The following is a 26,455-nucleotide window of genomic DNA, read 5'->3' on the forward strand; positions in this document are numbered from 1 at the left end:
TTAATAAAAATACATGATCACAGTTCATAATTTAACCAAGACCTACGGAGAACAAACCGTTTTGAACATTGACCACCTGGAGATTCCCAAAGGACAGAGCTTTGGATTGGTGGGGAACAACGGAGCTGGAAAAACAACCCTTTTCAGTTTGTTGCTGGATTTGATACAGCCTTCGTCTGGGTACATCATCAACAAGGATGTGCAAGTGGACCAAAGCGAGGATTGGAAACCCTTTACTTCCGCTTTTATTGATGAAACCTTTTTGATAGGCTACCTCACCCCCGAGGAATACTTCTACTTTATAGGGGAACTGCGCGGCAGGAACAAAGCCGATGTGGACGCCCTATTGTCCAATTTCGGGGATTTCTTCCATGGGGAAATATTGGGTCAGAAAAAGTATTTAAGGGACCTTTCCAAAGGAAACCAAAAGAAAGTGGGCATTGTGGCCAGCTTTATCGGTAACCCTGAGGTGGTGATTTTGGATGAGCCTTTCGCCAATTTGGATCCCACAACCCAAATTCGATTAAAGGGAATCATCAAGGATTTGGCCGCCAAAGAGGGTGTTACGGTATTGGTTTCCAGTCACGATTTGATTCACGTTACAGAAGTCTGCGAACGTATCGTGGTGCTCAATAAAGGTGAAATTGTAAAGGATATCCACACCTCTGCGGAAACGATGAAGGAACTGGAAGCTTTCTTTGCTGGTTGATGTTTGAAAAGCATCCTTAAAAATTCTTGCATTTTATCGATAAGCCTTATAATAATCCGCTCATTTTTGAGTTTAAGGTTACACAAGATTATCGATAATTTTGAAGCTTCATCACAAATTTTTAGGCGCCATGGTTTTGGGAGGACTTGTATTCAACGCATGTTCTACCCAAAAGGACAAGTTCATCAACCGAAATTGGCACGCACTCAATACCGAGTACAACACCTTGTACAATGGTAATCTCGCTTTTGAAAAAGGATTGGAAGAAATCAATGCCAATTATCGTGATGATTATTGGGAAATCCTTCCCGTTGAGCGACTAAAGGTCACCGATGAGGTAAAACTCGACTCCGAGGACAACAACCCCAATTTTCTTATTGCTGAGGAAAAAGCCACCAAGGCCATCCAAAAGCACAGTATGGACATTAAGGACGAGGAACGGAACCCTCAAATAGATGAAGCGTTTCTCTTGCTCGGGAAGTCCCGCTATTTCGACCAACGCTACATCCCAGCTTTGGAATCCTTCAATTACATTTTAAGAAAGTACAGCAAGAGCGACAAGTTGAACGAAGCTACTATTTGGAGGGAAAAAACCAATATGCGGTTGGACAATCCTGAGGTGGCCATCAAGAACCTGAAGCGCCTGTTCAAGTACGAAGCATTAAAAGATCAGGAATATGCCGATGCCAATGCGGTTTTGGCCCAATGCTACATCAACCTCAATGTCCTCGATACCGCCATTCAAAAGCTTAAAATATCCCAGGCTTATACCAAAAACAACCCCGAAAAGGGAAGATATTTGTTCGTTATTGGTCAGTTGTACGATCAATTGGGCCATAAGGATAGTGCCAACTATGCCTACAATAAGGTCATCGACCTTAACCGCAAATCACCAAGGGTGTACATGATCAATGCGCATCTAAAAAAAATCCAGAACACCGAACTTACCGAGGGGAACAGGGAGGAAATGTTGGAATATCTTACCGATTTGGAAGAGAACAGGGAAAATAGGCCCTTCTTGGACAAAATCTATCGGCAGGTAGCACAATATCACATGGCCTACGAGGAAGATAGTTTGGCCTTGGCCTATTTCAACAAATCGATTCAGGCGACACAGGGCGAACGCAAATTGTTCGCCTTGAACTATCAGAGTTTGGCGGATTATTATTTTGATGAGGATGAATATAGAATTGCTGGTTCCTACTACGATAGCACTTTGACCAATCTGAACGAGAACACCAGAAAGCATCGAGATATCAAAAAGAAACTAGACAACCTCGAGGATGTCATCAAATACGAGGATATCGTCCAGCACGCCGATAGTGTGATCACGCTGTACCAAATGCCCGTTACAGAGCGTAGGGCCTATTTTGAGGATTACATCGCCGAGATGAAGCGTAAAGAAGAAGCGGAGGCAGAGAAACAATTGGAACGTACCAATGCCGGCTTTGCCACTTTTGCCAGCAGTAAAGGAGGAAAGGAAAACCAAGGCAAATTCTATTTTTACAACATTACAAGTCTAGGACAAGGAAGAAACGGTTTTAGAACCAGATGGGGCACAAGAACGTTGGAGGATGATTGGCGTTGGAGCAACAAGTCCAAAACTTTGGTCTCTGAGGCCACAGGGGAGGAAATTGCAGCTAACGATGAGGTGTTGACCGAAGATCAAAAATATTCAGTTGACTATTATTTGGAACAGATTCCTACCGATGTGGCCGATATTGATAGTTTAAAGGGCGAACGTAATTTTGCCAATTATCAATTGGGATTGATTTACAAGGAGAAGTTCAAGGACAATATGTTGGCGGCAGCAAAATTGGAGCGCGTACTTTCCTCCAACCCTGAAGAGCGGCTCATCCTTCCATCAAAATACAATTTGTACAAGATTTATGAGGAAATGGGAAGCCCTTTGGCGCTGAACATGAAACAGAATATCATTACCAATCACCCCGATACCCGCTACGCCGAAATTTTATTGAATCCGCAAGCCGTACTGGACGGAAATACCGATAGTCCCGATGCCAGGTATGCTGCATTGTTCAAACAATACCGCAAGCAAGAGTTTTTAAAGGTAATCACGCAATCAGAAGAGTACATCAACAAGTTTACTGGAGACCCCATTGTTCCTAAGTTCGAGATGTTGAAAGCCAATGCCATTGGTCGGTTGCAAGGATTTGAACCTTTTAAGGAAGCCCTGAACTATGTGGCGTTGACCTATCCAAACAATCCCGAAGGAAAGAAAGCGGAACAAATGGTCGAGGAACAGCTGCCTAAATTGGAAACCAAGGAGTTTTCTCCCGAAACTGGGTCTACTGGCACAAAGAACTGGAAGGTGGTGTTTCCTTTCAAAATCCGAAACGATGCTGCTGCTGCTAAACTCGAGATGCGTTTGAAGGAAGTGATTAAGGAACTGCATTACGATAATTTGGTTTCCAAGGACATATATAACCTAGAGGATGAATTTGTGGTTGTGCACGGTTTTCCTTCCAAGGACTTTGCCCTTGGCTTTGCGGAGCTTATAAAAAACAATAGGGACTACCTTATTAAAGATGAGAATTTTGTAGTTTTATCGGATAATTACAAAATCATACAGGTCCATAAGAATTTAGAATCATACAAAGCGCAATTTTAACCCCAAAACCCTAGAACACAATGTTTTCTGACAACAAAAAACCCCGGCCTATGAATGAATTTGGCGGACAGCCCAACAGAATTGAAAAGAACACGAAGATAAAAGGAGACATTACCTCGGAAGCCGACTTTAGGATAGACGGTAAATTAGAAGGAAATGTGACCACCTCCGGTAAAGTTGTCATAGGAAAGGATGGCTACATCAACGGAAAGGTAGAATGTGTGAATGCTGACATCGAAGGAAGGTTTAATGGAGAATTGATGGTCAAGGACCTACTTTCCCTAAAATCGTCCGCAACTATCGAGGGTACCGTTAGTGTGGCCAAATTGGCCGTGGAGCCAGGGGCGACTTTCAATGCTGCCTGTACCATGGGCAAAGGTGCTACGTCCACCGCAAAAATGCAGTCCACTAAGAAAGATGAGCCAGCAAAAGCCTCCTAAAAAGTACAACAAAGCAATTAATACAGCCGCCCGTTTGTCTGGTTCCGCCATTCAAATGGGCGTAGTTATTTATTTGGGGGTTTGGGGCGGTAAATGGCTCGACGGGTATTTTGAGACCGAGAAAGTGTTCTTGCCCATATGCACCATATTGGCCGTTGCGATTTCCATATATTTGGTGATTCAACAACTGAAAAAAATCAACGATTGAAATTTAGGTCTTACCCCATTTTTTTTGCCTCGTTTTTAACGGTGGGATTATTGATGTTGTTTTTGGCCCAATCCCGGATTTTGGAAAACAACGGGCATGACCTTTCCTCGCTGCAGGTGGTAAAGAGTTATATACTGAATGCCATCATGGCCCTTATCGTTTTTTTTGCCATTTATCTTTTTAGGAACAAATACCGTGATTTATTGGGTTTCTTTTTTTTGGGAGGGAGTCTTTTAAAGTTTTTGCTTTTCTTCATTTTTCTTTACCCAGGCTTTAATCAAGATGGTTCCTTGGAGCGCTTGGAGTTCCTTGTGTTTTTTGTACCATACGGATTTGCCCTGGTACTGGAAACCTTCTTTTTGGTGAAACTGCTTAATACTGTGTAACAAAGGATGGAAATCACTGGAAAAAATCAAAGAAAAAAATAATACTCAAAAAAGCTTTTTTCTTTTGAATGGGGAATGTATTTTTGCACCAATTTTTGAGGACCCATAGTTGGATCATATGCGATATTCTTTTTTCAGTAAAAAACTAGTTGCCGTAATTTTTTTGATTGCGGGATTTGTATCGGCCCAAAACCATGAGGGAGAAGAAGTTGAAACCGGTGCCCACGATTTAAAGACCCAGATCAAGGAATACATTGACCATCACCTTTTGGATTCGCATGATTTCAACCTGTATTCTTACACTACAGATGAGGGTGAGCACAAGTATATCGGATTCCCACTCCCTGTTATTCTTTGGGATAATGGCTTAAAGATTTTCTCTTCTTCCCAATTGGAGCATGGAGAAGGTGTTGCCGAAGTGGATGGTAATTACTATACGCTTTATCACAACAAAATATACAAGACAGATGCCGAGGGTACCATTAATTTTGGTGATCATCATGGTGATGAACAACATACGGAAGATGCTTTCGGTGAAAACTTAGTTGTAGAAGACGCCCATCCGACCAACAAAAAACCTTTGGATTTTTCTATAACCAAAAACGTTGTTTTTATTATTGCCGTTGCACTTTTAATGTTTTTGGTGTTCCGCTCCATGGCAAAAAGATATCAGAAGAGTACAATGCCTAGAGGTTTGGGAAGGTTCTTGGAGCCTTTGGTTCTTTTTGTTCGTGACGAGATCGCCATACCTAACATTGGTGAGCACAAGTACAAAAAGTATATGAGTTACTTATTGACCGTATTCTTTTTTGTGTGGGTCATCAACCTGTTGGGTTTAACGCCGCTCGGTGTCAACGTAACCAATAACATTGCCGTTACTTTTGCCTTGGCAATGATCACATACCTTATTACAACATTTACGGGGAACAAAAACTACTGGAAGCACATCTTTTGGATGCCAGGTGTGCCGGTTCCTATGAAAATTATATTGGCGCCCATCGAATTGTTGGGAACTTTCATCAAGCCATTTTCGTTGATGATTCGTTTATACGCCAACATTACTGCGGGTCACGTAGTATTGATGAGTATTATCGGGCTCATGTTCATTTTTAAGAATTGGATAGGAAGCCCATTGTCCTTCTTGTTGGCATTTGCGCTTTCTTTATTGGAATTGTTAGTGGCCGCATTGCAGGCATATATTTTTACCATGTTGTCCGCCCTATATTTTGGTATGGCGGTAGAAGAAGATCATCATTAATTAGAACGTTTAATATTTAAATTCATATATCATGACAATTCCAAACATCGTAGGTGCTGGTTTGATCGTAATCGGAGCAGGATTGGGTATCGGTAGAATCGGCGGACAGGCAATGGAAGCCATTGCTCGTCAACCTGAAGCTTCTGGTAAGATCCAAACAGCAATGTTGATTGCAGCAGCCCTTATTGAAGGTATCGGTTTCGCGGCTCTTTTTGCAGCTTAATAACCGTAACAGTATTGATGAAGGCCATAGCGGTTGGCTATGGCCCTTCATTGATTTAAATGATATAGTTTAAAAGAATTAATAGGATAAGATAAATGGAAAAGTTAATCGAGCAGTTTTCCTTCGGGTTGTTTTTCTGGCAGTTGTTGCTTTTTGTGGCTCTTTTGTTCTTGTTGCGCAAATATGCATGGAAACCCATTCTTGGTGCAGTTGAAAAAAGGGAAGAGGGCATTAAAGATGCGCTTGAGGCTGCAGAAGCCGCAAAGAAAGAAATGCAGAATGTTACTGCAGACAGTGAAAAGTTGTTGAGAGAGGCCAAAGTGGAAAGAGACGCTTTGTTGAAAGAAGCTAGGGAAATCAAGGAAAGCATTATCTCCGAGGCCAAAGAACAGGCTCAGGTGGAAGGTGATAAAATGATCAAGCAGGCCCAAGCAACCATTGAGAGCGAAAAGAACGCCGCTGTTGCCGATATTAAGGCACAAGTGGCCAATCTATCTATAGAGATTGCCGAAAAGGTGATCAAAGAGGAATTGTCCGATAAAGGCAAACAACAAAAGTTGGTCGAGGACATGTTGGGCGATATTAAACTGAACTAAGGGAACATGAACCAAAACAGGGCAGCCATACGCTACGCAAAAGCAACATTGGATTTCGCAGTCGAAAAGAAAGCGGCCGATGCCGTTGAAAAGGACATGCGAGAGATAGCTGCGACCATTTCCGAAAACCCGGAGCTTCAAAATATGTTGGAGAGCCCGGTCATAAAATCAGAGGTGAAGAAGAACAGTTTGTTGGAAATCTTCAAAGGTGCCAACGAAATCACAAAAGGTCTTCTTCAAACCTTGATCAGCAACAAAAGAATAGCGATGTTACAGGAAGTGGCCTACAAATACATCATTCTTCATGAAAAATTGAAGGGTGAGGAAGTAGCTTATGTAACAACTGCCGTTCCATTGACTTCCGATTTGGAGAAGAAAATTTTGGAAACGGTCACCAAGGCAACCGGAAATAAGGTTACCCTTGAGAATAAAATCGATGAGAGTATCATCGGAGGATTTGTGCTACGGGTAGGAGATACCCAATACGATGCTAGCATCGCAAACAAATTGAACGGATTAAAAAGAGAATTTACAAATAGTCTATAAAAATGGCAGGAGTAAAAGCCGCTGAGGTATCAGCAATTTTGAAAAAACAGTTATCAGGTTACGAAGCGTCCGCTTCTTTGGATGAAGTGGGTACCGTATTACAAGTAGGTGATGGTATTGCCCGTGTATATGGACTTTCCAATGCCCAGTACGGGGAGTTGGTAGAGTTCGAGGGCGGTATGCAAGGTATCGTTCTTAACCTAGAGGAAGACAACGTAGGTGTTGTATTGTTGGGCCCATCCAAAGAAATTGTGGAAGGCGCAACTGTTAAGAGGACCGAGCGTATTGCTTCCATCAACGTTGGTGAAGGAATTGTTGGCCGTGTGGTGGACACCTTGGGTAAACCAATCGATGGTAAAGGACCTATTTCTGGGGAAACCTATGAAATGCCTTTGGAACGTAAAGCTCCTGGTGTAATTTTTAGACAACCTGTTGACGAACCAATGCAAACAGGTATCAAGGCAATTGACGCCATGATTCCAGTTGGTCGTGGACAAAGGGAGTTGGTGATCGGTGATAAGCAAACAGGTAAGACCACCGTTTGTATCGATACTATCCTTAACCAAAAAGAATTTTACGATGCCGGCGAACCAGTTTATTGTATCTATGTGGCCATAGGTCAAAAAGCATCTACGGTTGCCGCTATCGCCAAGACTTTGGAAGAAAGAGGTGCATTGGCCTATACGACCATTGTTGCCGCTAACGCTTCCGATCCTGCTCCGATGCAGGTTTATGCTCCATTTGCTGGTGCAGCTATCGGTGAGTTCTTTAGGGATACTGGGCGTCCGGCTTTGATTATCTACGATGATTTATCAAAACAAGCCGTTGCTTACCGTGAGGTTTCCTTGCTTTTGAGAAGACCTCCAGGACGTGAAGCATACCCTGGTGACGTTTTCTTCTTGCACTCAAGATTGTTGGAGCGTGCTGCTAAGGTTATTGCTGATGATGATATCGCCAAGACGATGAACGACCTGCCAGAATCATTGAAACCAATGGTAAAGGGTGGTGGTTCTTTGACTGCACTTCCAATTATTGAAACACAGGCGGGTGACGTATCCGCATATATCCCGACCAACGTAATTTCCATTACCGATGGTCAGATATTCTTGGAGCAAGACTTGTTCAACCAAGGGGTGCGTCCTGCGATTAACGTAGGTATCTCCGTATCTCGTGTGGGTGGGTCAGCACAAATCAAGTCCATGAAAAAAGTAGCAGGTACTTTGAAATTGGACCAAGCACAGTTCCGTGAACTGGAAGCTTTTGCCAAGTTTGGCTCTGATTTGGATGCTGCGACCTTAAATGTAATTGAAAAAGGACGTAGAAACGTGGAGATCTTGAAACAAGGTCAGAACGATCCGTTTACCGTGGAAGATCAGGTAGCCATCATTTTTGCAGGTTCTAAAAACTTGTTGCGTGATGTTCCGGTGAACAAGGTAAAGGAATTCGAAAAAGATTACTTGGAGTTCTTGAACGCCAAACATAGAGATGTTTTGGATACCCTTAAAGCGGGTAAACTAACCGACGAGGTTACTGAGACATTGACGGCTGTTTGCAAAGATCTTTCAAGTAAGTATAAAGCATAACAATTGTCATTCCTGCTGTTCCCTGAGCATTGTTGAAGGGCACACAGGAATCCATAACCAAAAAGATTCCGCACCCAGTGTGGAATGACAAAGAAGAATATGGCGAATCTAAAGGAAATACGTAACAGGATATCATCCATCTCATCAACGATGCAGATTACAAGTGCCATGAAAATGGTTTCTGCTGCAAAGTTGAAAAAGGCTCAGGATGCTATTACAGCTATGCGTCCCTATTCCGATAAGCTGACCGAGCTCTTGCAAGGGCTTAGCGCTAGTCTGGAAGGTGACGGTGGCAGCGAGTACGCAGACAAAAGGCCCGTAAACAAAGTTTTGGTGGTTGCCATTACTTCAAACAGAGGTCTTTGCGGCGGATTCAACTCCAACATCATTAAGCAGAGCAATAATTTGGTGTCCAACACTTATCCAGGTAAACAAGTTGATTTTTACACTATTGGTAAGAAAGGAAATGACATCCTTAGAAAGAAGCATACCATTTTGGGTGACCAAAGCAAGGTTTACGATGACCTGACCTTTGAGCACGTTTCCGAGATTGCCGAGCTTTTGATGCGTTTGTTCACCAAAGGAGATTACGATAAAATTGAGTTGGTCTACAACAAGTTCAAGAATGCCGCTACACAGATTGTGATGACGGAACAATTCTTGCCCATCGTTGGAGCAGAAGGAGATGAAGCCATCGCAGCCGATTACATTTTTGAGCCATCCAAAGCTGAAATTGTAAAAGAATTGATACCTAAATCTTTGAAGACACAGTTGTTCAAGGCCATTAGGGATTCCTTTGCCAGTGAGCACGGAGCTCGTATGACAGCGATGCACAAAGCAACGGACAATGCTGCTGAACTCAAGGAAGAATTGACTTTGACTTACAACAAAGCCCGTCAGGCAGCGATTACCAACGAAATCCTCGAAATTGTTGGCGGAGCAGAGGCGTTGAACAATTAAGCCGAACCAAAGTGAGGCTAAATATTCAATAGCTGAAGCATTGAACAATTAAGATTCTATATTTTTATAATATTAAAAGGCCACCGAATCGGTGGCCTTTTTGTTTTTCTTAGTACAATAAGGTTTAGGTACTAATGGCTTTTGCGTAACTTGTAGCCACCTAATCAAGGTTTTTAAAGAAGCAACACCTATTGAACCCGCTAAAGAGGCTTTTTAAACAAACGTTTATCTACGGTTTGGCCACGGTAATGCCGAGGGTCATTTCTTTTTTCTTGTTGCCGTTGTATACCTCGGTATTCGTGAATGCTTCGGGGTATGGACAGTACACCAACATATACGCTTGGATTGCAATTTTTAATGTGTTTTTGGCTTATGGTATGGAAACTGCTTTCTTTCGTTTCTACCATAAAAGTGAGGACAAGGCCAAGGTAATTTCCACATCGCTTATATCCTTATTGGGGTCCTCTTTATTGTTTCTGATTCTTGCACTTTCCCTTAGGGAGTGGTTGTCTGGAGTAACCAACATCAACCCGGATTACCTTAAGTTCACTACCTATATTTTGGTCTTGGATGCCGTGGTCATCATACCGTTTGCACTGCTCAGGGCCAATGAGAAACCTATGCGGTATGCCGTGCTAAAGACGGTTAATGTGGCTATAAACTTGGCATTTAATGTGTTTTTTCTTCTTGTGCTGCCCAAGATGGCCCAAGATGGCGATACGGGTTTTCTTGCGTCTATGTACAGGCCCAATTGGGAAATACATTATGTTTTGATATCGAATGTTATTGCTAGCGGAGTAACATTGCTGATTTTAATTCCCACCTACATCAAGGCTTCCTACAAATTCGATTTAGATATCTGGAAACAGATGCTGAAATACGCAGGACCGATTCTTGTTGCCGGAATCGCTTTTACCATCAATGAGGTATTGGATAAGATTCTGCTCACCGAATTACTTCCGTCCGATATCGCTGAGAGCGAAGTGGGGAAATATGGCGCATGCTATAAACTGGCCTTGTTCATGACATTGTTCGGAACTGCCTTCCGTATGGGAGTGGAACCCTTCTTCTTTAGTCATGCCAAAAGTGAAAAGCCCCAGAAAACGTACGCGCAGATTACCAATTACTTTGTAATTCTAGGCAGCATCATCTTATTGGGCGTTATTGTATTTATAGATGTTTTGGGCAAGTTACTATTGCACAACCCCGTGTATTGGGAAGCTCTCGAAGTGGTTCCCATCATTCTTTTGGCAAGTTTTTGTTTGGGTATTTACCACAACCTTTCCGTCTGGTACAAGGTAACGGACCGAACCAGGTTTGGAGCCTATATTTCGTCGGTAGGAGCCATTATCACACTGGTCATAAACATAAGCCTGATCCCAAAGATTGGATATATGGCATCAGCATTGGCCACCTTGGCGGCCTACGGCAGTATGATGCTGTTGTCCTATCACTATGGGAAAAAGTATTATCCAGTTCCCTATAATATGAGAAAGATTGTGTTCTATCTATCCATATCACTCCTGTTTTCAGCACTGTCGTTCTACGTTTTTAATAGAAATTTAATAATAGGCAGCATACTACTTTTAGTATTTTTGGGGTTAGTGTATAAAATGGAAGGAGATAAACTAAAAAGCATATTTATAAAGCGTGAAGATTAAGATCATCAATAAATCAGGCCATAAGCTACCGCATTATGAAACCCTTGCCTCGGCCGGGATGGATTTAAGGGCGGATTTGGAATCACCGATTACATTAAAGCCTTTGGAAAGAGCAATCGTCCCCACCGGGCTATTTATGGAACTTCCCGTAGGTTATGAGGCACAGGTAAGACCGCGAAGTGGATTAGCGGCCAAAAAGGGGATTACGGTGCTCAATGCACCTGGCACCATCGATGCTGATTACCGTGGAAACGTCGGGGTAATTCTCGTTAATCTTTCCAACGAGGATTTTACCATAGAAAATGGTGAGCGCATCGCCCAAATGGTGATAGCGAAGCACGAGCGTGCCGAATGGGAAGAAGTGGAAACCCTTACGGAAACCGATAGGGGAGAAGGCGGATTTGGAAGTACCGGCACCAAATAAAATATATTCTTGCGAAGGCAAGAATCTCTAGAAATGAAAGTATAACCATTAAAAGATACCCGCCTCAGCGGGCATTTATATGAAAATAATAGTACCAATGGCGGGCAGAGGATCCCGTTTAAGGCCCCACACATTAACAGTTCCAAAACCATTGATACCCGTTGCGGGGAAGCCAATCGTACACCGATTGGTAAGCGATATCGCCAAAGTGTTGGGAGAACCTATTGACGAAGTTGCTTTTATTCTCGGAGACCCGGCTTTTTTTGGGGATGATGTAGTGGAAAGTTTAATGGAGCTGGCCGATGAATTGGGAGCCAAAGGATCTATTTACAGACAAGACGAACCACTGGGTACAGGACACGCTATTATGAGCGCGAAACAGTCCTTGAGTGGGCCAGCAGTTATCGCTTATGCCGATACACTGATACGCGCCGACTTTGATTTGGACAAATCGGCGGACAGCGTTATTTGGGTCAAGCAGGTGGAGCGCCCAGAAGCCTATGGAGTAGTTCAGTTGAATGGTGACAGTGAAATCGTTGAGCTGGTCGAAAAGCCACAGGAGTATGTTTCAGATTTGGCCGTAATCGGTATTTATTATTTTAAGGACGTAGGAGTGCTCAAAAATGAGCTACAGCACGTATTGGATAACGATATCAAGCATGGTGGTGAATACCAAATCAACGATGGTATTAAACGCATGATGCAAAAGGGCATGAAATTTGTTCCAGGTAAAGTGGATGAATGGATGGACTGTGGCAATAAGAATGTGACCGTGGAGACCAATCAGCGTATGTTGAGCTTTTTGGATAAAGAAGGAGAACAAATGATCGCCGAATCGGTTAAACAAGAAAACGCCAATATAGTTGAACCCTGTTTTATCGGTGAAAATGTAGTGCTCAAGAACACTACGGTCGGACCTTATGTTTCCGTTGGGGCCAATACTGTTTTAGAGAACTCAACGGTAAAAAACAGTCTTATCCAGAGTAACAGTAAAATCAGCAATGCCAACTTGGACAATGCAATGATCGGCAACCATGTGGTTTATAATGGTAATTTTGAGACCATTAGTATTGGAGATTATTCCGTTTTGGAATAACTTTAAAGTACATTTTTAGTTTGATGGGGACTTAGGACGTTAATATGAAAAAGAAACTTCTTGTTTGGATGGTTTTAGGAGCATCAATGGTGATGCATTACGATACCTATGCCCAAGAAGAACAGGAAAGTGCCGATGTCTACCTCGAAGAATATACCGATGAGTTTCAAGAAAACTTCTTTGAAGGGCTAAAGCAAAAAGGTATCCAGAACTACGACAGGGCAGTTGACCTCTTCTTGAAATGCAAGCAATTGGAACCCAACAATAGTGTGGTGGATTACGAACTGGCCAAAGCCTATATGTTGGACAAGAAATATGTACAGGCACAGGACTATGCAATTGAAGCGCTAGTGTCGGAACCAGAGGATTATTGGTATTTGGACAATCTATTGACCATTTTGGACAAGCAAGGAAGTCCAATAGAGAGTATTAAACAACGAATACCTTACGACAACAATAAACTGCAGCAGAATATGGCGGTTTCACTTTTTAAAATGAAAAAGTACGGGGATGCTTCAAAAGTGTTGGATGATTTGGAGAACTCGCAGTTGAAATCCGACTTAAACCGTAAGATAAGAGATTCCCTTCAAAAAGATAAGGATCCGAAAACAACCCCAATTGTTCAAAAGGAAGAAAATTTGGATGATCCTGTGGCCCAATTGAAAAATCAAATGGAGCAATTAATCGCCGTGTCGGATTTTAAAAAGTTGTTGAACGATTCCCAAGAAGCGTTGGATTCCTATCCCTTGCAACCGTATTTTTATTATGCTTTTGGTACGGCGTTGAACAATACAGGAAACCCAAATAAAGGGATTGAGGTTTTGGAAAGCGGCCTTGACTATCTGTTGGATGACGAAGGATTGAAGAATAAAATCTACAAGCAACTTTCCGAAGGGTATACCAAAATTGGAAATACCCAAAAGGCAAACGAATATTTGAATAAGATCAATTCAGGATTATAATGAACCTACATAAAAACATATCCAAAATTGCAGCGACCCTGGTGTTGCTTTTCACCCTTGGGGCTTGTAAAAGTACCAAGTCGATTACGGGAGGAGAGGTCAATTCAAGACTGTCTGCAAAGAACATCATAAGTGCGCATTACTCCAACCAGCCCCAATTTAAAACCTTGAGAGGGCGGGTTAAGATTGATTATGCCAACGGCGACGATTCACAAGGGGTAAACGTAAGTCTGCGCATGGAGAAGGACAAGGTTATTTGGATGAGCGCTCCCTTGGGCGTGGTCAAAGCCCATATTACGCCGAACAAGGTATCTTTCTACAACAAACTTCAAAATGAATATTTTGACGGCGACTTTAGTTATTTGAGCGACTTGCTTGGAACCGAATTGGATTTTGAAAAAGTACAGAATCTGCTTTTGGGCAATGCCGTGTTGGATTTAAGAAAAGAAAAATTCAACTCGGAAGTATATAAGGGCAATTATCAATTAAAGCCAAGAAAGGCCAGAGAGCTCTTTAAGATTTTGTTTCAATTGGAGCCCAAAAACTTTAAGATAGCAGCTCAGGAAATCTCCCAGCCTGACAACGCCAGACAACTAATGGCAAAATATACCTATCAAGATATTTCTGGAAATATACTTCCTGATGAGGTAAAGATCATTGCCGAGGAGGCAGGGGATTTAACCACCATCGATTTAAGTTTTCGTAACTTGGAACTCAATAAACCCATGAATTTTCCTTACAAAGTACCAAAGGGATACGATAAAATTACATTAAAGTAATATGAAAGGTAGATTTTCATATTGTATTTATTATCTGATATTTACACTATTCACTTTAGTAGGAGCTTATGCCCAAACAAGTGAGCAAAAGGTGCTCGAGGCCAAAAGGGAACGGCTCCAGGAAGAAATCAAGGAAATCAACAGATTGCTCTTTGCCGAACGTAAGGAAAAGGGAACCGTTTTGGACCAAATGGAAGCCTTGGACAACAAAATAAATGTTCGCCAAGAATTGATTCGAGTCACCAATCAACAATCCAATTTGCTCAACAGACAAATCAATGTCAACATCAGGAATATTAGTAAGCTTCGAGAAGATTTAAAAATCCTAAAGGAGGATTACGCGGAACTGATTCAAAAAACCTATCAGAACAAATCCCAAAGTAACCGGCTGATGTTTTTACTTTCTGCCGAAAACTTCTATCAGGCTTATAAAAGGTTGCAGTATATGCAGCAATATGCAAAGCATCGTAAAAAGCAGGGAGAAGGGATTGTCCAAAAAACAGAAGAGCTCAAGACCCTGAATCAGGATTTAGTCCGACAGCGTAAGGAAAAGGAGCAACTGATCGCTGAAAATCAAAAGGCCAAAGAAGAACTTTCCAAAGAAATCGAATCACAAAGAAGCCTTTTAACAAGCATAAAACAAAATGAGGCCAAATACACAGCTGCCATTGCCGAAAAGCAGAGGGAGGCCCGTAAAATTGATCGTGAGATAGAAAGAATGATTAAAAGCGCTATCGCAAGTTCCAATCGGGGTTCGGGTAATTCTTCCAGTAGTGCAACCTTTGCTCTTACACCCGAAGCCAAATTGCTTGCAGATAATTTCTCATCGAACAAAGGAAGATTGATTTGGCCGGTGGAAAAGGGGATCAAAAGTCAGGGATACGGGGTTTATGCGGATAAATTGTACCCTGGCATAAAGCACCGAAACAATGGGGTCACCATTACTACGGATGCGGGCAGCAAGGCCAGAGCCATCTTTGAAGGCGAAGTCATCGCCATACTTTCGGTTCCCGGGGGGAACAAAGGGGTACAAATAAAACACGGAAACTACATAAGCACGTACTATAACCTTTCCGATCTGTACGTAAAAAAAGGGGATAAAGTGGCCGCCAAAGAGATATTGGGAGAAATAAATACCAATCGGTTGGATGGTACTACCAAATTGAAGTTCTATCTTTATAAGGACTCCAATCGCTTGAACCCTGAAGATTGGATCTATCAACTTTAATTACCATGAAGAAAATTACCGATTTACAAGGCTCCTTTGAATTGCACAATGGGGTCCAGATGCCCTATTTTGGATTGGGAGTTTACCTTTCCAAGGATGGAAGTGAAGTAATCAACGCTGTAAAAGAAGCATTGAACCATGGCTATAGACATATTGATACTGCTTCCGTTTATGATAACGAAGAGGGTGTTGGTCAAGGAATTCGCGAAAGCAATGTGGATAGAAACGATATGTTCTTGGTGAGCAAGGTTTGGAACACGGATCAAGGCTACGATAGCACCCTAAGAGCATTTGACGCCAGTTTGGAGCGATTGGGTACAGATTACCTTGATTTATACCTAGTGCATTGGCCCAAAGGCGAAATTTCGAAGGAAACTTGGAAAGCCCTTGAAAAATTGTACAAGGAAAAAAGGGTCCGAGCCATTGGGGTGAGCAATTTTTTACAGCATCACTTGGAAGATTTGCTGACCTCTGCAGAGATTGTGCCCATGGTAAACCAAATGGAGTTCCACCCATATTTGGTACAACAGGATCTGATTGATTTCTGTAACTCCAAAGGCATTCAATATGAGGCATGGTCCCCATTGATGCAGGGGAATATCTTTGACCTAGATATCATGAAGGATCTAGCCTCCAAATACAACAAGACGATTGCTCAGATCGTGTTGCGATGGGATCTTCAAAAAGGCGTGGTCACTATTCCAAAATCGTCCAAAAAAGAACGTATTATCGCCAATTCCGATCTTTTCGATTTTGAACTATCAGAAGATGATGTGCAATTGTTGGACGGATTGGATAGAGGCAAACGTTTTGGCCCCGACCCGGATAATTTTGATTTCTAAACTTAAGAGGTAAAGAGCGCTTTGAGTTCCGTGGCATCTGCTGGTTTCATTTTACCAGCAAGTACCAAACTCAACTGCTTTCTACGAAGAGCAGCGGCATAACGTTCTTTCTCCAAGTCGGTTTCAGGCTCCAACGGCGGTACTTCGGTGGGTTTTCCGGTATCGTCAACCGCAACAAAAGTATAAATGGCCTCATTGGCCTTCGTACGCTCACCTGTAAAACGATCCTCGATCCAAACATCCAGAAAAATCTCCATGGAAGTTTTAAACGCCCTGGAAACTGATGCTTCGACCGTTACTACGCTACCCAGCGGAACAGCACGGTTAAAAGCTACGTGGTTCACCGAAGCGGTCACTGTAATCCGTCGGCTGTGCCTACGGGCCGAGATACTGGCAGCTCGGTCCATTCGGGCCAAGAGTTCCCCGCCAAAAAGATTGTTCAGGGGATTGGTTTCACTCGGCAGTACCAAATCGGTCATTACCGTGCGGGATTCATTGGGAGTTTTAGCGCGCATACCTTAAAATTTTGCGCAAAGATATTGAAGTGTGGAATGGTATTAAAGGAAAGCGGGATTATTTCTCAGAAAGCATCCAGGCATCTCTGGAGTCTTCGGCTTTTACCTTTCTTAAAAAGACAAGCGCCTCTTTTGGGTCTTCAAAACTATCATAGGCCACTTGATGGAGTCCATATTTGTTCATGCCCAAGTAAAAAGCGTTGTATCCCTTTTCTTTGAGTTGGTTGACTTTCTTGTCTGCATTCTGCTCTTCGCGAAAGGCCCCAGCAATAATATGGTGCTTGCCCAATTGTTTTTTGGTCACTTTTATGTTGATAGCGGGAAGTTCCAATGGAGCACTTTCAAAGAACGTAGCTTCCTGGATCAAACGGGACACTTCTTGTTGCGCATCCTGTTGTGCGGCCACTTCTTTTTGTTGAAGGTCACCATAGGTGCGATAAGAAGTCACACCCAACGAAACCGCCAATAAAATTACGGCAGCATACTTTAACCAAGGTCTAAAGGAAGTTTGTTCCCTTTTTTCCGGAGTTATGATGAATGGAATGCGTTCTTCCAATTCCTCTACTTCCTCTTTAATGACTTCTCGCTGAATAGGGGTGGCAGCAAATGTGGAAAGCCCAAAGGAAGAGGTCAGAAAGTTGATTTTCTCCTCTGGCTGGAACTGAATGCGTTGTTCACTGTTATGCCACAATTTACCAATACCGAAAAGCTCAATGCTTTCTCCTTGAGCAAGTCGATGATTCCAATCTTGCGCGATATGCTCCACTTCCTGAAGTATATCTTCATATCCAAAATTCTTTTCTTTGGAAATATGGGACACCAACAAACCATCATTTTTGGAAAGTTGGGCATTAAAGGAAATGGTTTTACTTGGTGGCACCAAAGTGTTGGTCGCCAAATCTATTTCTGCGGATTTACCGTGTGCCAAAAAGGCACCAAAACCAGGGATCACAACACAATTGTAATCAAACAACAATTTTTCTATGTACGAATCAATCCGCATAGCCACAAATATTGTAAAAAAAGGGAAAGCACAAAATATGCTGGATAACTTTTTATTAACATTTGAAAATCTGTATTTTGTGAACAACTTTGACGCCCAAATCAAATGACTGAACCTGAAATTATTGCGGCCCTACGGTTGCAAAATATTCCCAATATCGGGGATGTTACGGCAAAAAAATTAATTGCCCACTGCGGAAGTCCATCGGCCATTTTCGAGGATAAACCGCACCACCTTTTAAAAATTGACGGTATTGGAAAGATGACCTTGAAGGGTCTTTTTGATACGATACATTTGAAAGATGCCCTAAAGGAGCTCGAGTTTCTGTCCAAGGAAGACATCACCATCTCTTATTTTATGGATGATGATTACCCTGCACGTTTGAAGCATTGTGTGGATAGTCCCATTTTGTTGTTTCAACGGGGAAACATCAACTTAAAGCATCAAAAAACCATCAGCGTGGTCGGGACTAGGAACGTGACCAACTATGGAACTTCGTTTTGCCGACAATTTGTTGAGGAATTGGCGCCGTTGAACCCCATTATTGTAAGTGGTTTGGCCTATGGGGTGGATATTGCTGTTCAAAAAGCGGCGATGGAGCATGGATTGCAGACCATTGCTTGTATGGCGCACGGGCTCAATCAGATTTATCCGAAGATTCACGCAAAATACCAATCCAAGATTGAGGGAAACGGAGGTTTTATGACCGAATTTTGGAGCAATAGCCGACCCAACCGTGAGAACTTTCTAAAACGTAACCGTATCATAGCTGGCATAAGCGAAGCCACCATTGTAATTGAGTCCGCCGAAAAAGGGGGCAGTTTGGTCACAGCTGATATTGCTCATGGATACCATCGCGAAGTGTTTGCTGTTCCAGGTAGAGCAACCGATAAGTGGAGCAAGGGCTGTAATGACCTCATAAAATATCAAAAGGCGCATTTATTGACCTCTGCGGCTGAACTGATTTACCTTTTGGGATGGGAAATTGAGGAGGAAAAAAAAGAAAAAACAGTACAGAAACAGCTGTTTGTCGAGTTGGATGAAACAGAACAGTCAATCTACTCCTACTTGCAGTTGAACGGAAAACAACTGCTGGACACCGTGGCCTTGGAGTGCAACCTGCCCATTTTTAAAGTTTCTTCCACTTTGTTGGGCATGGAAATGAAGGGTGTGATCCGACCATTGCCCGGTAAAATGTTTGAGGCGGTGTAGTTATTGTCATACAGAGTGGAGCAAAGTAGCTCAAAACAGAACAGTCACTCTGTTTTTGGGTGTAGTTCAACGAGAAGTTGTCACTAGAAATCTGGGATTTGGAGGGTTTTATGTCAAAAAATCGGGTTTTCTTTTCAGAAGACAGAAGGCTTTGTCATACTGAGCAAGGCGAAGTATTCAGAACAAAATATAAAATCAGTAAGAGATTCTTCATCCTCTGTTTCACTCGTCTTCAGAATGAAAGGAAGGGCAATTTAGTAACCCAACTTTTCGCGAACTCTTGCCAACACTTCATCGGCGACTTTACGGGCCTTTTCTGCACCAAAGGCCAGCGCTTCGTCCACTTCGTTTTTGTGGTTCATATAGTATTCAAACTTTTCCCGTGGTTCTTCAAACCTCTCCAAAATAAGTTCGTACAATGCCTGTTTGGCATGACCGTAACCATAGTTCCCAGCTAGATAATTGGCACTCATTTCCTCTATCTGCTCAGGGGAAGCCAATAATTTGTACAAAGCAAATACATTATCCTTGCTTGGGTCCTTGGGGTCTTCCATTGGTGTACTATCCGTAACAATGCCCATTATCTGCTTTCGTAACTTTTTGTCCGGTTGGAACAAATTGATAAGGTTGTCCCGGCTTTTACTCATTTTTTCGCCATCGGTTCCAGGCACGTACATGGTTTGTTCGTGTACCTTTGCTTCGGGCATTACAAAAGTTTCGCCCATTTGGTTGTGAAAACGTGAGGCCACATCGCGTGTCATTTCCAAATGTTGCAACTGATCTTTACCTACGGGAACAATATCCGCATCGTACAGCAAAATATCGGCTGCCATCAACATAGGGTAGGTGAACAGGCCTGCGTTTACATCTTCCAACCGATCGGCTTTGTCTTTAAAAGAGTGGGCCAACGTTAATCTCTGATAGGGAAAAAAACAGCTCAGATACCAGGCCAACTCAGCGGTTTGTGGAATATCGCTCTGTCTGTAAAAAACGGTCTTTTCAATATCAAGGCCAAATGCCAGCCAAGCGGCTGCAATGGCATAGGTGTTGTTCCGTAGCAGTTCCCCATTTTTAATTTGGGTGAGCGAGTGCATATCGGCAATAAAGAGAAAGGAATCGTTTTTGGGGTCTTCCGCCATTTCAATGGCTGGTGCAATTGCCCCCAAAATATTACCTAAGTGTGGTGTTCCTGTACTTTGTATTCCTGTCAGAATTCGAGCCATTCTTAATTTTTGCCCGTAAAAGTAAGCATCCGTTACTTATAAAAAAAGTGACATGTTCCTTAAAAAATCGGTTGTTTTTAAAGTAAAATCCTGAAATGCTTTACTTTTGACAGATGCTTCGAGTAATCAAAAATGCAGGGCATTTGTTGTATAGGGTCTGGTTCTACATTTTGGTTACCGTTCCCATTTTCCTGTTTTTTCCGTTTTTGCTTGTGTTTACCCTTTCGGAGAGGACCTATCCTCAATTTTTTTGGTTGGCCCGGAATTTATGGGCCCGTCCCATTTTATACGGCATGGGCTGCTTTCCTAGAGTTATACGTCAACAAAGGATGATTAAAAAAAAGAGTTACATGTTGGTTGCCAATCACACCAGTATGTTGGATATTATGTTGATGCTTCATGTTAGCAGAAACCCCTTTGTTTTTGTTGGTAAAAAGGAATTGGTGAACATTCCCATTTTTGGTTTTTTCTATAAAAGGGTCTGTATCATGGTGGATCGGGATAGTGTTCGGAGCAGAACAGCCGTTTACCGCAGGGCCCAAAGGAGATTAGATCAAGGTTTGAGCATATGCATTTTTCCTGAGGGGGGAGTTCCTGAAGAAGATGTGGTTTTGGACAAGTTCAAGGATGGGGCCTTTAAAATGGCCATTGCCCATAAAATACCAGTGGTGCCCATGACTTTTTATGATAATAAGAAAAGGTTTTCATTCACCTTTTACAGTGGGGGGCCGGGCCCTATTAGAGTCAAGGTCCATCAGTTTTTTGAAACAGGTATTTTGAGCGCGGAGGACACCTCAACACTAAGGGAAGAGGTGAGGGAAACCATTCTTGAAGGACTAACCTGAACAGTCTTATATTCAAGGCTTTATTCAAACAATATTCGGAAGCTGTATAACTTTATGTTTTCGATGTATACCATTATCAAAAGAACTGGTGGTTTTATGTGAAATGCCATAGCCTTTAACGGCATTTATCAGTTCAATTTGGTCTTTCCATTTCATGATATTTTCCCTGTACCAACGGTTTTCCAGATTTTCGGACCCTAAGCCTTTGCAATGATAGTGTACTTCTATCCTTACAATATTTTTCAAGGCTTTTACACCAATTTTGAAATGTTGGTCGGTAACACCGTTTATAACGGATTGCTCGACCATATTCTCAAAGAGCGTAAGTATTACAAATGCGGGTATTACTGCTTCTTCAGACTCCATATTGCCCTCCTTTTCGATGGATATGGTGTAATCGAACGAATCTTCGTACCTCAATTTTTGGAGTTTAAGGTACCAATGCAACATATCGATTTCTCCATATAGCGAGGCCGTATCCTTGCCAAGCTGCTTCAAATAAAACCGAACAAGCCTACTGAATGTGGAAAAGTAGTCCAGGGCCAATTTGGTGTTCTGGGTTGTTATAAAATACTGTATGGCATTTAGGGAGTTAAAAACAAAATGGGGATTTAATTGTGAATTGAGTGTTTTTAACTTAAGCTCCAACATTTCCTCCCGTACTTGTATGAGCTTCCTTCGCTTTTCCAAAAGTCTTTTGTTTGCCCTAACGCTTTTAATTTTTATCGCACAGATGGAAGCTATTGCGGAAAGCATTTTTAGATGCCGTTCGGAAAAGAAGCTTTTTACGGGATGTTCACAATCAATTACGCCATAAAGGATATCCTCATAAGCGATGGGGACACAAATTTCCGAGAGCCTGTTGTTATCATCAACGATATAGCGTGAATCTGCGGATGTGTCGGGGATCAACTCCGGTTTCCCCGTTTTTGCCACGCTTCCTGTAATCCCTTCGCCAACAGCTATTTTCGCAGGATTATAAAGTGTTCCGTCTTTTGGGCTTTTTGCATGGTAAGCAGCTTTTTGCACCAGCAAGTTTTCATTTTCGTCCACCAGGTAGATAGCACAATCTACAAACTCTAATTTGGAAATACAGTTCTTTGCAACATCCCATAGAATGTCTTCTTCGTTTTCCTTTCCCATAAGTGATTTGGAAAAGTATATGAGAATGTCTTCAAACTGATCAGCTTTCACATTTTCTAAGGAGTTGGTTCAAGTTTACGTAATTAATGTAAGAAAAATACACGGATTTTTACCAATAAAAAAACGCTCCAAATAAATGGAGCGCTTAATTGATTGCATAAAGGAGCAATCTTCCTAACCAACTTTTTACATGTTAAAACCTAAAACTAAAACCGCTATAAACACCAATGGAGTAAGGCCTAAAATCACCTGAAACATTGGAAAAAGTATTTAGTTGGTATTTAAAAACAGGTTCTACATTGAATCTTATTTTTGGGCTGAACTTATAATTGAGACCCATGCCCACATTGGCACTAAAGTTCAGTGGGTTAATATTGTTCGCTTCGCCCATTTCCGTAACCAAATCATTGGACTCCAATAAAACGGCATTATCAACAAGAAAGAGTGAGCTTACGCCCCCAATAAGGTCAACACCAAATTTTTTGTCCATAAGAACATAGTTCAGTTCCAGTGGGACTTCAATATATCCAAGCTGTTGAACCATTTTTCCATCTAACGAAGGCGCATTGTTCAGTGCTATTTCTTTAGAATTGACAGCCGGCGTATTTTTGGCGTTGTCCTTACTTTGAACCACAATGGATTCTGAGTTTGGACTGTAATCAATATTTGCGATTTTATCCGTTGAAGCTGCCCGCAAGGTAGAGGAGAAAAGCACATCGTTGGTGCTATATCCATAGTTTACACGATGAACCCCTGAGCGAATCTTTAATTTTTTCCCCACTTCGTAGGCTACGGTAAGGCCATAACTCAGATTTAGTTTTCCCGATTTTGAATTGGAAGAGAAGTCGGGCCCAACGGGCGAGCCATCTCCAGAAGCATCAAAATATACCGGTGCCACGGACGGACCTATGGACCATTTTCCGGATTTACTTTCGGCAACGGCTTCCTCTTCCTCACGCTGTTCTTCCATTGCATCATATATGGATTTTTTTACAGCCTGCTCCTTTTCATCCGCTTCCGGTGAAACTTTATTGCCTTTCTCCGAACGTTCAGAACTATTTTTTTCCTGGGGTTCTCCAGTATTCATAGCTATCGCAGTGTTGTTTCTTGAACTATTTTGTTCTGCGGAAAGAGGAACAGCATCAGTCAAACGGTTGTTTTTAGTTTGATTTTCCCCACGTAAACCATTCTTGTTTGAAATCGAAGACGAATTCTCGGCAACCGATAAAGCTTTATCTTCATCTGTTTTATTTACGGTTGCTTGATTGTTCTTTGATTCAAGGCTCTTTCCATTGGAAGTATTTGCCAATTCCCCTTCTTGTTTTCCAGTGGTGATCGCGGCAGGATTGGAATCTTCGCTTTCCGCTTCCACTGATGTACTTGACTCCTGAGGAACGGTAACATTATCCGTATCCGTGATCATTTGTTCGCTTACAGGTTGCTCGGTAAATGGATTGAACACCAATAGCAACAGTACAAGGGCGGCGGCAATGCCCCCCAGACCCCACCAAATGGGTATGGCCCGCTTTTTTTGTTTCTTGTTGTCCAAAGAGGCTTCAATGGAGCTCCATACTTTTTCGTCTGGAACTTCTTGAAAATCCTTAAAACGTTCTTTGAACAATTGCTCTAAATTCTTTTTCCCCATCATTGTTCTGTTTAAGCAATGTTTATTTTGGTTTTTTCTATTTTATCCCTCAAAATTGCTTTGGCGCGTGCCAAATTGGACTTTGAGGTACCCGTGGATGTCCCCAACATCTCACTTATTTCCTTATGACTATAGCCGTCCAATACATAAAGGTTAAAGGTTAACCTGTATTTGTGCGGAAGCTCTTGAATATATCCCAAAAGGGTGGATAGACTAATGTCCGTATCCTCTGTATCAACCTCTACTTCGTCTTCTGTATTTTCCGAAACAAGGTTGAGGTATTGGTCTTTTCTGTATTTCTGAAGTACGGTGTTTACGGTTATCCTTTTGATCCAGCCCTCAAAAGACCCCTTAAAGCTAAACTGATCGACCTTGTCGAATATGGTCATAAAACTGTCGTGCAGATTGTCCTCCGCCTCTGTTTTATTCTTGGAATACTTGAGGCACATACCATAAAGGATACCGGAATACCTCCGGTACAGCTCAGCTTGTGCCTGTCGATTTCCCTTTTTACAGTTATGTATCAATTCTTCAAGATCCAAATGTTGGTCAATTCTGGATTACTATCTTAATTTGTAGGTTCCGCCATCGTTACTGGAACTGTATACTCCAAATAGGTGGCATTTCCATCCGCATCATCGCCGGCATAAAACCTAAAAGTATACTCATTGGTATAAATAACGTTGAACCTTAATGTGGCCGCAACTTCCTCAACGGCTTGGGTGCAAACTCTGTTTTCATCTGTCAACACAGAACCGATTACCACAACATCCCGACCGGTTTCTGCAGTTTGAACCACATCAAAACCTTCAAAAAAGGTACAACCATTCGGTCTTAAAAAGGTTACTTCAATATCGTAGGTTTCACCAAATTCAAATGATTCCGGCACATCTGCCTCCACAGTATTCAAGGCAGTAAAGTAAAAATTGGGGGAATCATCGTCCACCTCACAAGAGATGAACCATGAGCATGCCACAATCAAAATAAAGGGCATTAGCACTTTTTTCATAACAAAATCCTTTTACTCCCTAGATGTTCAGTACTAGCAAGGGTTGCGTAGGATTTTATAACCAAAAGTTAATCTACTAAAAAAATCGATAAAAAGGTTATTCGCTTACCGCAGCGATGGCCTCCCTTATTTTACCTTCCAATTCTTCTGATAGTTCGGGGTTGTCCAAAAGAAGTGATTTTACAGCGTCTCTACCTTGACCAAGTTTCGTGTCTCCATAACTGAACCATGATCCGCTTTTCTTGACGATTTCATAGGCAACTCCCAAATCTAGGATTTCTCCAATTTTTGAGATTCCCTCACCGTACATAATATCGAACTCTGCTGTTTTAAATGGCGGGGCAACTTTGTTTTTCACCACTTTTACACGGGTTTTGTTCCCTTGTACGTCACCATCAGTACTTTTTATTTGGGTGGACCTTCTAATATCCAACCTCACGGAAGCATAGAACTTAAGAGCGTTTCCACCAGTGGTTGTTTCAGGGTTTCCGAACATTACGCCGATTTTCTCCCTTAATTGGTTAATAAAGACCACCGTACATTTTGTTTTACTGATGGTGGAAGTAAGTTTTCGCAAGGCTTGTGACATCAGTCTGGCGTGCAACCCCATTTTGGAATCGCCCATTTCCCCTTCGATTTCACTTTTTGGAGTTAAAGCGGCCACGGAATCCACGATTACGATGTCAATGGCTCCTGAACGGATCAAATTATCTGCAATTTCCAAAGCTTGCTCTCCGTGATCGGGCTGGGAAATGATCAAGTTATCGATATCAACGCCAAGTTTTTTGGCATAAAAACGGTCAAAAGCATGTTCTGCATCAATAAAAGCGGCAATACCACCAGCTTTTTGAGCTTCTGCAATGGCATGTAGGGTCAATGTGGTTTTACCAGAAGATTCCGGACCATATATTTCTACAACCCTTCCTTTTGGATATCCTCCAACACCAAGGGCAATATCCAACCCCAATGAGCCAGAAGGAATAACCTCGACATCTTCAACAACACTGTCCCCCATTTTCATGACAGCACCTTTGCCGTAGGTTTTATCTAGCTTATCAAGTGTAAGTTTGAGGGCTTTTAATTTTGCGTCTTTCTCTTTGCTCATGGTAAAAATTATTAGGAAGGCTAAAATACCATTTCTTTAAATATGCTACAAAGAGCACGCAACCTTTTTAATAACATTACATCTTACGTGTACTAACTCATCTACATAGAGCTAACTTTAGCTCACAATTGCTATGAGGGAGAAAATAGCTGTGAACAAGAAACAGTGGATCAGGGGGCCGTTAACAGGCCCTTTTGATTTACTCTGTCATTAATTCCTATC

27 protein-coding genes and 1 pseudogene are annotated in these 26,455 nt (G+C 42.1%); 20 read left to right on the forward strand and 8 right to left on the reverse strand.

The window, feature by feature from the left end; genetic code table 11:
• Window positions 1–13: 13 nt before the first annotated feature.
• From J0X13_RS10340 to J0X13_RS10425, 18 genes and pseudogenes are all read left to right on the forward strand, one after another.
• The gene (locus J0X13_RS10340) at window positions 14–709 is read left to right on the forward strand and encodes an ABC transporter ATP-binding protein (RefSeq protein WP_207028767.1); all 696 of its coding nucleotides are present in this window, start codon (window positions 14–16) and stop codon (window positions 707–709) included.
• 100 nt (window positions 710–809) lie between these two features.
• A pseudogene (porW, locus tag J0X13_RS10345) lies at window positions 810–3,355 on the forward strand (type IX secretion system periplasmic lipoprotein PorW/SprE).
• Between the two features lie 6 nt (window positions 3,356–3,361).
• Window positions 3,362–3,781 carry a bactofilin family protein gene (locus J0X13_RS10350; protein WP_207028769.1) on the forward strand — a complete coding sequence of 140 codons (420 nt, stop codon included), beginning with the start codon at window positions 3,362–3,364 and terminating at the stop codon, window positions 3,779–3,781.
• Complete coding sequence (locus tag J0X13_RS10355; RefSeq protein WP_207071341.1) at window positions 3,759–3,989, forward strand: AtpZ/AtpI family protein; 231 nt, start codon at window positions 3,759–3,761, stop codon at window positions 3,987–3,989. Before J0X13_RS10350 ends, J0X13_RS10355 begins: the two co-directional genes overlap by 23 nt.
• A complete protein-coding gene (locus J0X13_RS10360; RefSeq protein WP_207071342.1) occupies window positions 3,986–4,375 on the forward strand; it encodes a hypothetical protein in 390 nt (129 codons plus the stop codon). The genes J0X13_RS10355 and J0X13_RS10360 overlap by 4 nt, the downstream gene beginning before the upstream one ends.
• A 118-nt stretch (window positions 4,376–4,493) precedes the next feature.
• Entirely contained in the window at window positions 4,494–5,633 is a 1,140-nt protein-coding gene (gene atpB, locus J0X13_RS10365; protein WP_207071343.1) for a F0F1 ATP synthase subunit A, read from the forward strand.
• A gap of 31 nt (window positions 5,634–5,664) precedes the next feature.
• Window positions 5,665–5,856: an ATP synthase F0 subunit C gene (gene atpE / locus J0X13_RS10370; RefSeq protein ID WP_053970734.1), complete on the forward strand. Its 192-nt coding sequence runs from the start codon at window positions 5,665–5,667 to the stop codon at window positions 5,854–5,856.
• A gap of 95 nt (window positions 5,857–5,951) precedes the next feature.
• Entirely contained in the window at window positions 5,952–6,452 is a 501-nt protein-coding gene (locus J0X13_RS10375; protein WP_207071344.1) for a F0F1 ATP synthase subunit B, read from the forward strand.
• Between the two features lie 6 nt (window positions 6,453–6,458).
• Complete coding sequence (gene atpH, locus J0X13_RS10380) at window positions 6,459–6,998, forward strand: ATP synthase F1 subunit delta (RefSeq protein WP_207071345.1); 540 nt, start codon at window positions 6,459–6,461, stop codon at window positions 6,996–6,998.
• 2 nt (window positions 6,999–7,000) lie between these two features.
• On the forward strand, window positions 7,001–8,581 hold the full coding sequence (gene atpA / locus J0X13_RS10385) for a F0F1 ATP synthase subunit alpha (protein WP_207071346.1): 1,581 nt from the start codon (window positions 7,001–7,003) through the stop codon (window positions 8,579–8,581).
• Between the two features lie 99 nt (window positions 8,582–8,680).
• Entirely contained in the window at window positions 8,681–9,541 is an 861-nt protein-coding gene (atpG, locus tag J0X13_RS10390) for an ATP synthase F1 subunit gamma (RefSeq protein ID WP_207071465.1), read from the forward strand.
• A gap of 191 nt (window positions 9,542–9,732) precedes the next feature.
• Complete coding sequence (locus tag J0X13_RS10395; RefSeq protein WP_207071347.1) at window positions 9,733–11,202, forward strand: lipopolysaccharide biosynthesis protein; 1,470 nt, start codon at window positions 9,733–9,735, stop codon at window positions 11,200–11,202.
• Window positions 11,192–11,626 (forward strand): dUTP diphosphatase, encoded by a 435-nt coding sequence (gene dut, locus J0X13_RS10400; protein ID WP_207071348.1) that lies wholly within the window; start codon window positions 11,192–11,194, stop codon window positions 11,624–11,626. Before J0X13_RS10395 ends, dut begins: the two co-directional genes overlap by 11 nt.
• 79 nt (window positions 11,627–11,705) lie before the next feature.
• Window positions 11,706–12,722 (forward strand): sugar phosphate nucleotidyltransferase, encoded by a 1,017-nt coding sequence (locus J0X13_RS10405; RefSeq protein ID WP_207071349.1) that lies wholly within the window; start codon window positions 11,706–11,708, stop codon window positions 12,720–12,722.
• A gap of 44 nt (window positions 12,723–12,766) precedes the next feature.
• A complete protein-coding gene (locus J0X13_RS10410; protein WP_207071350.1) occupies window positions 12,767–13,684 on the forward strand; it encodes a tetratricopeptide repeat protein in 918 nt (305 codons plus the stop codon).
• Window positions 13,684–14,463, forward strand: a complete 780-nt coding sequence (lolB1, locus tag J0X13_RS10415) for a lipoprotein insertase outer membrane protein LolB1 (RefSeq protein ID WP_207071351.1) — start codon at window positions 13,684–13,686, stop codon at window positions 14,461–14,463. The genes J0X13_RS10410 and lolB1 overlap by 1 nt, the downstream gene beginning before the upstream one ends.
• 1 nt (window position 14,464) lies before the next feature.
• A complete protein-coding gene (locus J0X13_RS10420; protein ID WP_207071352.1) occupies window positions 14,465–15,691 on the forward strand; it encodes a murein hydrolase activator EnvC family protein in 1,227 nt (408 codons plus the stop codon).
• Window positions 15,692–15,696: 5 nt separating this feature from the next.
• On the forward strand, window positions 15,697–16,533 hold the full coding sequence (locus tag J0X13_RS10425; protein ID WP_207071353.1) for an aldo/keto reductase: 837 nt from the start codon (window positions 15,697–15,699) through the stop codon (window positions 16,531–16,533).
• Between the two features lie 2 nt (window positions 16,534–16,535).
• Here J0X13_RS10425 and J0X13_RS10430 read toward each other — a convergent pair whose 3' ends face one another.
• Window positions 16,536–17,048, reverse strand: a complete 513-nt coding sequence (locus tag J0X13_RS10430; RefSeq protein ID WP_207071354.1) for an acyl-CoA thioesterase — start codon at window positions 17,046–17,048, stop codon at window positions 16,536–16,538.
• Window positions 17,049–17,106: 58 nt separating this feature from the next.
• Window positions 17,107–18,051 (reverse strand): HU domain-containing protein, encoded by a 945-nt coding sequence (locus J0X13_RS10435; RefSeq protein WP_207071355.1) that lies wholly within the window; start codon window positions 18,049–18,051, stop codon window positions 17,107–17,109.
• A gap of 105 nt (window positions 18,052–18,156) precedes the next feature.
• On the opposite strand from J0X13_RS10435, the gene dprA reads away from it, so the two are divergent.
• Entirely contained in the window at window positions 18,157–19,263 is a 1,107-nt protein-coding gene (gene dprA, locus J0X13_RS10440; RefSeq protein WP_207071356.1) for a DNA-processing protein DprA, read from the forward strand.
• 254 nt (window positions 19,264–19,517) lie between these two features.
• Here dprA and trpS read toward each other — a convergent pair whose 3' ends face one another.
• Complete coding sequence (gene trpS / locus J0X13_RS10445; RefSeq protein ID WP_207071357.1) at window positions 19,518–20,486, reverse strand: tryptophan--tRNA ligase; 969 nt, start codon at window positions 20,484–20,486, stop codon at window positions 19,518–19,520.
• A gap of 113 nt (window positions 20,487–20,599) precedes the next feature.
• On the opposite strand from trpS, the gene J0X13_RS10450 reads away from it, so the two are divergent.
• On the forward strand, window positions 20,600–21,331 hold the full coding sequence (locus tag J0X13_RS10450) for a lysophospholipid acyltransferase family protein (protein ID WP_207071358.1): 732 nt from the start codon (window positions 20,600–20,602) through the stop codon (window positions 21,329–21,331).
• A 24-nt stretch (window positions 21,332–21,355) separates the two neighbouring features.
• Here J0X13_RS10450 and J0X13_RS10455 read toward each other — a convergent pair whose 3' ends face one another.
• The 5 genes from J0X13_RS10455 to recA form a co-directional block, all read right to left on the reverse strand.
• On the reverse strand, window positions 21,356–22,474 hold the full coding sequence (locus J0X13_RS10455) for a histidine kinase (protein WP_207071359.1): 1,119 nt from the start codon (window positions 22,472–22,474) through the stop codon (window positions 21,356–21,358).
• 193 nt (window positions 22,475–22,667) lie between these two features.
• Window positions 22,668–24,122, reverse strand: a complete 1,455-nt coding sequence (locus J0X13_RS10460; protein WP_207071360.1) for an outer membrane beta-barrel protein — start codon at window positions 24,120–24,122, stop codon at window positions 22,668–22,670.
• A gap of 8 nt (window positions 24,123–24,130) precedes the next feature.
• Window positions 24,131–24,661, reverse strand: a complete 531-nt coding sequence (locus J0X13_RS10465) for an RNA polymerase sigma factor (RefSeq protein ID WP_207028841.1) — start codon at window positions 24,659–24,661, stop codon at window positions 24,131–24,133.
• 26 nt (window positions 24,662–24,687) lie between these two features.
• Window positions 24,688–25,128, reverse strand: a complete 441-nt coding sequence (locus J0X13_RS10470; protein WP_207071361.1) for a hypothetical protein — start codon at window positions 25,126–25,128, stop codon at window positions 24,688–24,690.
• A 97-nt stretch (window positions 25,129–25,225) separates the two neighbouring features.
• The gene (gene recA / locus J0X13_RS10475) at window positions 25,226–26,233 is read right to left on the reverse strand and encodes a recombinase RecA (protein ID WP_207028844.1); all 1,008 of its coding nucleotides are present in this window, start codon (window positions 26,231–26,233) and stop codon (window positions 25,226–25,228) included.
• Window positions 26,234–26,455 lie beyond the last annotated feature (222 nt).

It is taken from the genome of [Muricauda] lutisoli (nom. illeg.) (assembly GCF_017313105.1).
Taxonomy (GTDB): Bacteria; Bacteroidota; Bacteroidia; order Flavobacteriales; family Flavobacteriaceae; genus Flagellimonas; species Flagellimonas lutisoli.